The following is a 12,406-nucleotide window of genomic DNA, read 5'->3' as shown; positions in this document are numbered from 1 at the left end:
TTTAGTTTTTCAATAGTGCCAATGCAACAGGCTCCTGCTTTTCCCAGTCATACAGGGTTAAGATCTTCAGATCAAGGAGTTGGTTTTTATAATTAATGAGTGCCCTTGCCAGATCGATTTTTTTGTTGGACAGCTGAGTTTGAAATTGATTCAGGTCGATACCGGACAAGTCTCCATTTCGGTATCGCTCCAGATTGATTTCATAGGTGCGTTCCGCATTCTCGACGTTTTTACGGGCAATTTCTATTCTAGGCATCTGGGTTTGTATGCTTCGATACACACGTCTGATGTCCAGGGCAATTTGTTTTTCTTCTTCTCTGAGGTCCAGTTGCTGACTTTTCATCGATACTTCCACAGCCTGAACCCGCTGGTTACGCTCTCCCCAGTCCCAAATAGGAATGTTCATGGAGATGCCGATACTGGGATTACTGGTCGGCGAACTGTAGACATCACCAAAAGATTCATTGTCTCCAAAGATACCAAGTGTCAATTGTACATCAGCTCTAAATTCATTCAGCGCCTTTGTTCTGGTCAACTCGAAAAAAGATTTTTCGATGTCAATTCTTCTTTGTCTTAATTCAAGCCTTGAATTCAAAGCCAGATCAATGGCTCGGTCAAGGTCTACCATCACTTCTTGTACATCCAGTTCTGAGATTAAGCGAATATCTTCATCCAGGCTCATCCCGATTTCACGCTTGAACAATTCTTTCGTGTTGGCCAGTGAAAGCTCACTGTCCTGAACCGATAGCTGAGCATTGGCAAAATTCAATTCTGCCTGATATAGCTCCTCTCTGGCCAGTAGATTGGCCTCAACTTTGATTTTCACAATTTCATAGTTTTGAGAGGTATTGGCCAACTCGTCTCTGGAAATATCCAGGTTAAGCTGGGCGAGATAGACATCAAAAAACTGACTGGTGATGGTTTTTTCAAGAGTGAGACGCTGGATGGCATATTCCAAATTGGCATTTTCGTAACTTAGGCTTAGTTCATCCAACGCCATTTGTCTCCTATTGTAGGTAAACAGAGGTTGATTGATCGCCAGATAAAGGTTGTTAAAAAAGGCCTTATTAGAATTTTCACTGAAGTTGGCGATTGCAGATCTGTTGTTTCGCCATCCGAAGGTATTGAACAGACCCACCGATCCACCAGTCTGCAAAATCGGTTGTTCCACTTGAAAAGTACCTCGAGAAAAGGTTTCCGTATTGGTAAACCACTGCGAAAACTGGTTATCAAATATTCTGTTGTTGCTAAAGCTGTATGGCTCCAGGGTCAGTGAAAAACGCGACTTCAGAGAAGCCCTTTCAGCATTGAGATTGTGCTGAAACTGTTCCACCGTGAGCAATGATCTCTGAACATTTGGACTTCCCGTTTCTGCGATTTCAAGTGCCTTTTGCAAGGTGATGGGCAACTGACCACTAAGCGCAGGAGTCAGGAAAAACATGATGCACGTAAGATAGAGCGAAAGCTTTACCATTAAATTTCTTTGCATGAATCTGTTCATTTCTTTCATTTTTAAGTTCATGTTCAATCCAGTTTAACCAGTTTGATGGCATCTGCGAAAATCGCTCTCAATTTACTTTCATTGGTCAAACTGATACTGATGGTATCATTCGAGAAAGTGTAATCCCCCAGTGCCATCCAACCTCCTGGTGTATTCCTTTTTAATTCTATGACGGGATGATCCACACCGTTCTGGTGCGGTACTGTGAATGTATAAGTGCCGCGAATATTGCTATCCCAATTAAAGGATTCGTCTTTATAGACATGGTAAAATAAGTTGTATCGACCCGGTTCTTCCAGAGGTATGTTCCAGGTCGCCACTTTATCACCTTCTCCCGCCTTGATGTAAAATGCAGACCGAATAAAGTCTCCGTAGAATTCATCATTCGTTGTTGCTGTCCAATTTAAAGGCGGCCTCCAAACTTTGGTCCCCTGGTATTTAAATCGCTCTCCATCTTGTGGTTTCAGCCACTTCCTCAATCTGCTGACCTCTTCAAAACGGGTGAATTCAAAGGCAGGATCTTCGTTATCGAAAACCAATTCACGGTCATCCAGGATCTCAACTACATCTTCCAGGATAACCTCCCGTTCTGCCGCGCCCTGCCTTGTTGTCTTTTCTATTTGTTCAAAATTGTACTCGATCTGATTGGGCAGATTGCCAGAGATCAATGTGTTAAATTGAATACTCGTAGGGTCAGTGCTGGTTAGGTAATATATTTCCTTGCGTTGATCCGGCTTCATATAGATGAGGTCTTCTGCCTGTTCACCAGGAGTCAATTTTGCCTTGATGACTCCTTCGCCATCACCGTGATTGGACACTTTAAAACTGACCTGCACCATTTCGCGGTTACCAGAAAACACTTTCTGAGCGATTGGGTTTGAGAAGGCATATTTTGCGAGCTGTATTTCATTAAACCAGGGATCCATCTGCGCAGTAATGTCTATTCCAAATCGCTCGTCAACCTTTTGGACAAAATCCTCAAATGGGAAATTTTCAAATCTTCGAATTTCCAAAAGCTCCGTTACAAAATCTCTGAATTGGTCTGAATCAGTCTTGGCTTCAATCAATGAAAAAAGTGTCTCTCCTTTCAGTTCGATGACATTGTCTACCAGTTCTTTATGTTCTTTCAGCCTAAGTACTTCTGCAAAGCTCTTTTCCTGCAATATCATATTGGCTAACTCATTCTGCGTACTTCCACTATTTCTCCGCACCCAATCCGGCCCCTCATTTTGTGAACCCCTCAGATATGATTCAAATATACGATTGAGAATAGGCCATTGATCTGAATCCAGATTATTACACATCTCATAAAACTGAACAAACTGGTAGTACGGGTTGATGGATTCCTCTACCACCGTACCCTGCGAACTGTTCTTTGTATCTACATCCTTAAATTCATAAAAGCGCTCAAGGAAACGATTCAGCACCGAGATCTGTAATTCTTCTTTGGTCTTATTGCGGTTCGATCCCCACCGTCGTTGCCTCTTGACCTCTCTTTTAAAGTCATTTCTTCTGCTGAACAATCCTTTTTCAGGAAAATAAACCATGCCTGGTTGATGGTGCTGGTGGATCGAAGTCCAGGTGCGATCATATGATGTGAAAGGTCCGGGGACTTCTACAATGGCGAAAGATTCGAAGGGATATTTCAGCCCAATTTTTCGTTCATAATCCCTCAGGCGTTCTACAATAATAGAAGGAAGTGTATCTCTGATGTCTGGAAAAGCATCTTTAAAGTAGTCATGACCCTGAATGTGATAAACCGCCAGTTCAATACTGTCCGTCTGCCAGCTCTTCTTTTCATATCGACCAATAGCCAACGATAAATGTGGCTGTGCAAAGCCGGCCTGTATCACATAATGATCCTTTCCTATCAAGTCCACTTGACCTACTGATACCGGTGTCAGATCTGGTAAAGTAGTTACCTCTATCTTGTAGTCTATCAAGTCTTTGCGGTACCAGGAAGCACTCTCCGAACTATATCCTACCCCACTTTGCAGATACCAGTCTGATTCTGGTGTCAGCAGCAGGTAATGCTCATCAAGAAACGCGACCTCCTTTCCCATGTCGTACAAAAAGCGATCAGAACGCTTATATTTCCGGTCTTCATCAATATCTATGTATAGTGCATTCTTGTCAATGTTGCCTTGGTAAGAGATCATGAAGTCTACGGAACTTCCGGCCGGAATGGAATCTTTGAACTTCAGGAAGACCAATTGCAGTTGCCTTTCGAATGGAACAGGTTCGCCATTGGCAAGGATTTTATCGATTTTCAGACCCGGATTTAGACGAAAAACGAATTCCTTACTGGTTTTTGCGCCAGATCCAGATATTTCAGCTTCTATGGATATACCTTCTGTAAGCTGTGTCAGTTGGATGTGATTTTTATCTATGTCAATGGTGGAAGTGAAAAGGTGAGCATTGTTCAAGGCAATCATTTCTTGTGGCAGAGAGATACTCCGTTGGTATCGTTCGATGTGTTTCCAACCTAAGAAGGTGCCTGCCGCTAAGAATCCAAGTGCCAGAAACAGTGATAATATATTTTGGAATCTGGACTGAGGCAATCGTTTCAGTAAAAGTATGGAGATAAAAATGAAGGACAAACCAAAGCAGGTGTACATCAGGCGTAATGTCCAGATGGTCTCCCAATCCGTAAAACCGGTGATTAAAGAGTGAAACATAGGCAAATGAAAAGCCATGTAGTCAAAAAGGTAGTTGAAGGAAGTTTGCAGATAGATAAGGCTGGAAAGTATGTATCCCAATAGCAAAACAAAAACCAGTGCCTGGTTTCTGATAATGCTCATCATCATTGATGATAACCCAATGATGAATACCAAAGTAGGTATAGAGATCAACACCGGATAGTAGATATAGGCTTTCCAATCGATTGAAGTATCAGCTGCCAATGCATTGAAAATCAGAGCCAACAGTAGCGCAATGACATTGACAATTAAAAATAAGGAGAGAATACTCCACGCTTTTCCCAGCACATAGCTGGCATTGCTCATTGATCGCACATAAAATACCTCGGCAGTGTCCTGTTTGCGATCTCTTTTGATGAATTCAGAGGAGAGAAATACTGCGATGATGGCTTGTCCGATGTTCAGCAGGTAAATCGCCAATAAAGGCATGTTGGCAGGGACTGCACGATAAAACCATGTACCATCACCTACCGATGAAACTTCCGCCATATTAAAGATGAAGATCATGAATAAGGTCAGGAACGAAAAGATGCGAAAGAACCAACTTCGCAGCAGTACTTTACGTTCGTATTTGGCTATGGTTAAAAAAGTTAGGTTCATTTCTGTTTTGGTTGCGTATCAGATTTTATGATGTAAATAATATTTTATTTTTTAGCGTATGTTCCACAAAGTAGACATAGGCATGTTCCAGATTAGGCTTGACCCGCTCCGCTTCATAACCCACCACTTCATCAGCAACCACTGTAATTTTCCACCCTTCTTTGATCATGACTGTGGCCACAACATCGAATTGAGTGGTCACTTTTTGATACTCCTGTTCTGTTGCATAGATGTTCCAAACTTTTCCCTCCGCTTGACTGATCAACTCAGTTGGTGGGCCTGAAAAAGCAATTTCTCCCTTATTAAGAAGGGCCATGTGCTCGCATATGCTGGAGATATCCGCTACTATATGAGTGGATAAGATGATGCTGACATCCTTATTACCAAGCCTGGCCAGGAGGTTTCGGAACCTGATACGCTCTTCGGGATCCAACCCTGTAGTGGGTTCATCCACGATAATGATCTGCGGCTCATTGATTAGGGCCTGGGCGATGCCCAAGCGGCGTTTCATTCCACCGGAAAGCTTGCTGGCTTTTCTACTTCTGACGTCAAAAAGACCGACATCCTCTAGCAGTTGATCTACTGCTGCTTTTCTCTTCTTTCTGCTGGTCATGCCTGCTAGCCGAGCAGCGTAATCCAGAAATTCATAGGTCTTCAAATTGGAAAAAAAACTAAAATCCTGCGGAAGGTATCCCAACATACTCCGAACATAGGCTCTGTTTTGGGAAGCCTCCTTTCCATTAACGTAGATCTGGCCACTACTTTGTTTCATTAAAGTAACGAGGATTCGAATCAAGCTTGATTTCCCTGCGCCATTGGGTCCCAATAGACCAAACATGCCTTCCTTGATTTCAAGATTGACATTATTTAGTGCCTGGTTCCCATTCGGATACCTTTTTGAAAGGTTCTGAATAGAGATGTTCATCTAGTAGTAGAAGTTAGTTTATACGCCAATTTAGTAAGTAAGATCGGAATGTGGCGCTATGGTTCAGATTTTTAGATGAGTAAAGGTAGGGGGTCGACCAGTGTAGCGCACTACATATTTAGATCATCATACCAGACGCCCTGGTTTCATGACTGAAAAAAGAAATCCCGCCATTATAATCATAGCGGGATCTTCCTTTGGTTTCCTAAACGGAAAATGTTTATTCTAATAATGCTTTGGCATTGGATAGGCTTGATGAGGTATCATTTCGGCCATTGTAAAAGATCACCTTTTTTTCCTGATTCGTCTTTTGCCTGTTATAGAGCAGCTCAAATTTGCTGGATCCTGTTATTTGTTTCTTCAAGTTACGACTGAGCACATTATCTTCTAATGAGTGGAGTGACTCGGGCTGATTAACACTTCTCGCTAGATTGGATTGTAATTCCAGTCCACATATCACTTCGAAATTCAATAAGCCGTCCGGATTGCTACGTATTAGTTGACAATGTGAAGAGCTAACAAAAATGGAAGGTATGGTTGGTTCTTCAATTACTCCTGAAGCTCTCATGACTTCTAATTCATCAAATTCATTACAGATAATAGCTGCGACGGCACCTTTTTCCTCTGCAAACTTTACTTTTTTGTCGAAAAAACAAAGTCCACGATCAATGACAGCAATTTTCCCGCTTAAATCGTTGACAATTGGATTTTCTTCAGGTTCTAAAAAGAAACAAGCGGTAGTAGGTTCAACATTGGTCCATGGAGCTGTTATAGCAGCATTGCTAGGGCCGAAAGTTGCTCCTGTCCCCTCGACACCATTCACTAGCCCTATCGGGTAATTAGCTATATTATCACAATTTTTATCAATTAGATCACATGCTTCATTGGCTCCGGGGTTAACCGTGGGATCCATATCGTCACAATCCCCAATTTGAAAATTACCCAAGTCAGCCAATGAAGTATACCCCTCCGGTTGACAAGAGCTAAAAGCATTATCAGCAACGTCATACCAATTGTCTCCATCTTGGTCGACTAAAAGCAAATATTCCTGAAAATTGGTTTCACCTTCATACCTTTTAAAAGTTCCTTCGATTTCAAACCCTGGTGGGAACAATTCCCCGCAATCAAAGCTGACATGAACATCATTACCGTTATTGACCAGGGTAATCATGCAGCCATCGATTGCACATGGGTCAGATTCCATGTAGGTATATACATTACCATTCGCTTCCGTAAGTGTCCACTCTATGCCTTCAAAGCAGTAGCCCGCTTCTACAGTGATGGCACAACCACCTTCTTCCACAGTGATCACATAACCGAGGTTACCGATATATTCACCATTAAAATAACCATAGACCAATCCACAATATTTGCCTGATAAATTGACCGGATCTTCATCGTTACAATCCGTAATACTACAGTCGTTTTCACGGTCAAATAAGCCGTCACCATCTTGATCTATTGCGTCTCCGTGTAATTCGTGATCTGGCCATGCGTTGCCATTCACATTAATAATCCGTGATCCACCTTCGTCATCGATGTGACAGATGTCCACTTTTGGCAATTGGCCACTGTTACGATCAAGATCCTGAGACACCATTACATCATGTTCTAAGTTCAGTGTTTCGATACTTTCTTTTTCACAGGAAAAAACGAGGAAAATAAGGAGAAAAGTGAGGGATAGGAAAAACATCCCCGCAGCCCTGGGGCCGGTTTTAATGAGGTTCATAATTTTAGTTTTAAGGTTTAAAATTACCCAACTAATGAAAGGTCATAATAAGGACAGACCATATTATTATTTAGATATATCGAATCTACAAAATAAAAGCAAAAATACTATCGTCTAATGCAATATTTTTTAGTAATAATTTTGTTGTATTTCAGAAATGTAAAGTAGTTGACTTTTATTGCTGTGCGCATATTCAAAGATGAGAACACAATCTATAACTTGATTCAAGGATCGGTGGGGACTAAACAAGATGCCTGTTTACTTTCGCTGCCAGTAGCGAAAAGATTGATCTTGTATGGCCATAAAGTCACCTTTGAAAGGTTTCATTTCTTGTGACCTGAGATCGTACTCCCAAAACTCATAAGTTCTTTGCTTATTTTCGTCCAGGAAAAATCCAGGAAAAATGACTTTCTGAGCGTTTTTGTGCCAGTAAAAATCACTTAAAACCCCGAATTGATCTGTAGTCAGACCAATTTTGGTTATGCGCTTTTCTTTTACGGAAAGTAAATTTGGTCTCCATCCATCAGCATCATTGGGAGTAGTGCCGTCTCTTGTAAAAAAAATGATATGACTTCCATCTGGGGACATGGTCATTCCTTCCGCTCTTCCCTGATATTTAGCCTGTGATATTTTCCTATTTTCATTCAAATCATATATTGTAATGGTAGAATCCCTTTCTCCAAAAGCCAGAAGAGTCCCAGTTTCATCCCATGAAAGACCGCATCCACAAGGGTTAATATCATCTATGATCCTGGTTTGGCCAGTTGTGATGTCCCGGATCATGATCTGCCCTTTGGAATTGTTCATAGAGTCACGAACCGAGAAGGAAAAGTAGGCAACTTTATCTCCTTTTTTGTTCCAAACAGGGCTTCTTTTATAACCGATTTGTGAAATTCTTCTTCCCTTATCAAGTCGCTTTTGTTTATATTTTTCAGGAGGAAGAATATAAACTGTTTCATACTCAGCCTGGATTTCGCCTTTGTAAAAATCAGGACCTTCATGATCATACGTATAGACCTTGTAAACCTTTTGGTTATTTATAGTCTGACTTCCTTCACCAATGGTTTTATGGCTAACACATTCACAAAAAAGCGTACAAGTCAGTATCGCAAATAATAATCCTCGACAAGAATGTGTGATGAGAGTAGGTCTTTCTGCGGTTGCAGTATTACGAGATTGAACTAGATCCATTTTCCGAAGATTACTAATTCCAATCCTACATGACTGATCAGATTCTTTTCTTTTCTTAAGCCATAATTGATAATGCTGTTCAGTCTTAAATCCCATCTCTTAGAAAGGGTTTTTTGATAGACCAATGGCAAAATATTGATATCCCATTCCCCCGCTTCATAATAATGCTCTACGGTAACACTGGGATTTATCCCTATGAAATGATGAGCCCTATCGTTCTGCGAAAATGCTCCCCAACTTGCCATGATAAAGAATGACAAAATCCCAACTGTCCGAAGATCCATTTTATTTGAGTTTTGATTCCAATTTCATCTAATGATCCCAACCTTTATCTATTGCTCACTAAGTTTCTTTTGATGCTCAAAATAATCTTTCACATTTTTACCCTCTTCAGCAAGATAAGAGAATCCTAAACGGTCTGCAATTTCTGCACTCAATTGATTAAAAAGATCCATCATAACCTCTATGCTAGACCAAATACTTTCGACCTCTGCATCCGGATATGTTTTCAATACTTTGCGATAGGTATCATGATCAATGTATTTTTTCAAGAACCGATTGCTTTTTCCGACATTGATTTCGAAGTCATATTTAGCCCCTGCATACCACTTCAACATTCGTGAAAACATTTTTCTGACAGGACCTTCCAACATGTCTTTAGCGTAATAAACTTCTCTTCGCATTAATCCTTTGATTACATACGTACTCACCCACCAAAATTCATTGCAACAGTCCAGAAAATCCTTTTCAGTTGGCCTTCGAACCCAATAATCCTTTTCGGTCGCTTCTATCGAGGAATCAAAAAATGCATCCTTATCCAATAGAACCTTTGTCAAACTGTCGCTATACTCCTCCATGTCATCCACTGGTATCAAGGTAAGATCGATTCTATTATGATCTTCAAAAAGCATCAGATAGACCATGCTATTTTGCTCCTCTGAACGATCTTCTTCGTCCAACTTCATACTATTGGGCATTTGCATGATGATGCGTTGACCAAATACATCGATCCAATCCGGCTCCGCTCTAAAGGAATCCAGATCTTTGACCACAAAGGTGATGTCATAATCTTGGAATCGGTCTGGGGTAATCCTGTTGTTTGCTCTCGAACCATTGAGGATGACAGCCCTGATGCGTTGATCAGCCTGAGCCACCGCTTTAATTAGTGCAAATATTTGCTTTTCGCTCCTCATGAAATACCATTGACCTAAAAAAGAGAAGGATTACTCATCTGCCCTATTGTAGACTCGCACCCAGTCAATTTCCATCTGAGCATTATCAGCGTAATTAGCAGAATTCCTATCCTGAAAGAATAGTCCTCCAACTGCCGTATTCAACACCACTTTTTCCTTCTTTCCAAATATACTGGCAATGTTATTGTCCCGGTTTGCCACGTATGTATGTAAAACCTGACCGTCAAAAAGAATATCTATCTCATTCGAACGCCATCTCATTTCATAGACGTGAAAGTCAGCCGTAAGGTCTACTCCCGGCGAGTAATGTACTTCCGTGTTTCTGTTAATATTCCGATTAGGTCGTCGACCATAGAATATATTAGACTGATACTCTGTGGGTTCTCCACCCCTTGCTTCTAAAATATCTATTTCACCCTGTGTGGGCCAGGGATCTCCATATGACCAGAATGCGGGCCACATTCCATGACCAGACGGCAACTTAATTCGTGCTTCAAAGCGATATTCGCGCTCTCCGGAAACTGCAGAAGGACCGAATAAGGCTTTGGTTTCTATTCTGCCTGATACGTATTCGAAATCCTTTGGAGTACTGTCATAGATATTGGTGGGTCCGGTGACGGCCTCCCTCTGAATGTTGATCTTCAGTGTTCCATTAGAAAGCTCTAATTGCTCTCCCCGGTAAAGCTGAATTTCCTCATTGAACGCTCCTCCTTCCCATATATTCCAAGCCGAAAAATCACTATTAAACTCATCTTCGAAAATCAAATTCCAGGCTCCCGTTGGCTGCGGATCATCTCCTCCCCCTTTGTCAGGCTTACCCATTTTGGAAAATTCAGAAAACGCTTCGTTCTGACTGAGCATGCTTTCTTTGTTGCATCCGCTGAAAATTAAGGGAACGACGAAAATGATAGCAAGAAGATGATTTTTCATGATGAATTGTATTTATAGATTTAGCTTTTGAAAGTACATAATAAATCTTGAATTAGAAATTAATAGTCTTGCTTATTCCGAATTATGCTTTCCTTAATCCTTTTCTATTACAAATTTCAAACCGTCGTAGAAGCTTGGAAACGGAACATGCCCGTAATTCTCAAAAGTCTTGTATTTAATGTGCAATTTGTCTCCAAATTCTTCCTCCATCCTTTTTGCCAGATTAAGTATGGATTATTATGGTTTTTTCACATTATTTGTTCATCCATTTATTGGTACTTCCCGTCCAGGCCCAAAGAATATTTACGATCTTCCACTCTCCATCAAATTTTCCGAGGTGGATGTAGTCGATGAATTCAAACTTATTGGTCTCCGCTTTTACCGTCGCTATTCCTTCAGACACATCATAAATCTGAATATCGGTCTGCATAGGAGCATCCACGTCAACGTCCGCTTTGTAAAACAATGTAAAATCAAATTTTTTGGAAAAACCGATCAAACTTGCAGCGGTCATATCTGAAGGATAATCCACATCGTCTTCGTTTTTTTCAATGATGCGCTTCGCCAGATCAGGATGCATGGCTTTTTCAACCCTCTCTGGAGAGTTGGTTTCCAGTCCTTCGAGGTAATTCAGGACGGTTTCTTTAATCTCTAAAGTATCAGTTGCCGTCTGGGCAGATAGTTGAACACCACTTAAGATCAAAATTGCCGCAATCAACGGCAAGACGGAAATCAATTTATTCATTTTTAATTTTTTGAGGTTGTAGCCTACTCTATTCAGTTTTCAGCGGCCCTGTTCTTTGTATTTAAGGTCAATATAAATCTATTTTGCAAGTTTTTTTTGCTTTTATCTAACTGTCTCTCACCCTACTATTTCAATTGATTCATTTTAAGATAATTGTCAATTATTTTTATCAGTTTATTGGCTTCCACAATCGCTTCCTGGGACATATTAATTTCTCCATTAGCACGAAACGCTCGTCCAATCAGCGCATTTTCCAGTGCCGGATCCTCTCGAAAAAGATTGGTGTTGTCCAAACTTAAATCCCTATTCTCCGAATGGCGGTTCAACTCAGGAAAGTAAGTTCCCAGCTCCATTTTATTATAGATAAAATCCTCAACCCGTAGCTTTACAAACATGTTATTTTGTTCTATTATACTGGAAATTTTATCTAGAAGAACATAGTATCTGTAAATAGACTCTTTGAATTCCTGGTCAGTGATCCACTGAAAGTGTGACCCTGACTCCATAGACTTAAAAGTGGTATTGTTAGGTAAAAATGTTCTTTCTGAAGCCAGATCACCAATACTGTCAGCAAGAACTGAAAGCGGTTTATTCTCAAATTCAGGTGATGCAATGACTTTAAATGTGAAATCAATATGTTTGAGAAGTCTCTGGTTATGGTCAATTTGCTTATTCAAATCTTTAATATCTTCATTTAAATTGACCTTCAACGAAGTGAGTGATGTCCTGATCGAAGCCTTTTCTTTCTTGGTTTCATTCCAATTATTGATTTGCAACGCGATCAGGATTCCAATGACGACAAGCACAATTTCGCCAATGGCGTATAACAGGTATTTACTCACCTTATTTTCTGTAATTAATCGTTGTCGAATTTTGCGAAAGAATTTAATCAT

At 40.6% G+C, this 12,406-nt stretch carries 10 protein-coding genes; all 10 read right to left on the bottom strand.

Going from position 1 to position 12,406, the window contains the following annotated elements; genetic code table 11:
• Position 1: 1 nt before the first annotated feature.
• The 10 genes from L2567_RS12940 to L2567_RS12895 all read right to left on the bottom strand — a co-directional run bounded on the left by L2567_RS12940 (position 2) and on the right by L2567_RS12895 (position 12,406).
• Positions 2 to 1,501: a TolC family protein gene (locus L2567_RS12940; RefSeq protein ID WP_235298208.1), complete on the bottom strand. Its 1,500-nt coding sequence runs from the start codon at positions 1,499 to 1,501 to the stop codon at positions 2 to 4.
• A 23-nt stretch (positions 1,502 to 1,524) separates the two neighbouring features.
• Positions 1,525 to 4,800: a golvesin C-terminal-like domain-containing protein gene (locus tag L2567_RS12935; protein ID WP_235298207.1), complete on the bottom strand. Its 3,276-nt coding sequence runs from the start codon at positions 4,798 to 4,800 to the stop codon at positions 1,525 to 1,527.
• Between the two features lie 25 nt (positions 4,801 to 4,825).
• Positions 4,826 to 5,725 (bottom strand): ABC transporter ATP-binding protein, encoded by a 900-nt coding sequence (locus L2567_RS12930; protein WP_235298206.1) that lies wholly within the window; start codon positions 5,723 to 5,725, stop codon positions 4,826 to 4,828.
• A gap of 220 nt (positions 5,726 to 5,945) precedes the next feature.
• Complete coding sequence (locus L2567_RS12925) at positions 5,946 to 7,454, bottom strand: PA domain-containing protein (protein ID WP_235298205.1); 1,509 nt, start codon at positions 7,452 to 7,454, stop codon at positions 5,946 to 5,948.
• A gap of 258 nt (positions 7,455 to 7,712) precedes the next feature.
• On the bottom strand, positions 7,713 to 8,645 hold the full coding sequence (locus L2567_RS12920) for a hypothetical protein (protein WP_235298204.1): 933 nt from the start codon (positions 8,643 to 8,645) through the stop codon (positions 7,713 to 7,715).
• A complete protein-coding gene (locus tag L2567_RS12915) occupies positions 8,636 to 8,929 on the bottom strand; it encodes a hypothetical protein (RefSeq protein WP_235298203.1) in 294 nt (97 codons plus the stop codon). The genes L2567_RS12920 and L2567_RS12915 overlap by 10 nt, the downstream gene beginning before the upstream one ends.
• A gap of 48 nt (positions 8,930 to 8,977) precedes the next feature.
• Positions 8,978 to 9,838, bottom strand: a complete 861-nt coding sequence (locus tag L2567_RS12910; protein WP_235298202.1) for an aminoglycoside 6-adenylyltransferase — start codon at positions 9,836 to 9,838, stop codon at positions 8,978 to 8,980.
• A gap of 30 nt (positions 9,839 to 9,868) precedes the next feature.
• Positions 9,869 to 10,768 carry a glycoside hydrolase family 16 protein gene (locus L2567_RS12905; RefSeq protein ID WP_235298201.1) on the bottom strand — a complete coding sequence of 300 codons (900 nt, stop codon included), beginning with the start codon at positions 10,766 to 10,768 and terminating at the stop codon, positions 9,869 to 9,871.
• A 253-nt stretch (positions 10,769 to 11,021) separates the two neighbouring features.
• Positions 11,022 to 11,513 carry a nuclear transport factor 2 family protein gene (locus L2567_RS12900; protein WP_235298200.1) on the bottom strand — a complete coding sequence of 164 codons (492 nt, stop codon included), beginning with the start codon at positions 11,511 to 11,513 and terminating at the stop codon, positions 11,022 to 11,024.
• A gap of 125 nt (positions 11,514 to 11,638) precedes the next feature.
• Complete coding sequence (locus L2567_RS12895; RefSeq protein WP_235298199.1) at positions 11,639 to 12,406, bottom strand: DUF6090 family protein; 768 nt, start codon at positions 12,404 to 12,406, stop codon at positions 11,639 to 11,641.

Source organism: Portibacter marinus, assembly GCF_021533195.1.
Taxonomy (GTDB): domain Bacteria; phylum Bacteroidota; class Bacteroidia; order Chitinophagales; family Saprospiraceae; genus Portibacter; species Portibacter marinus.
This window is presented reverse-complemented; position numbering and strand designations above follow the sequence as displayed.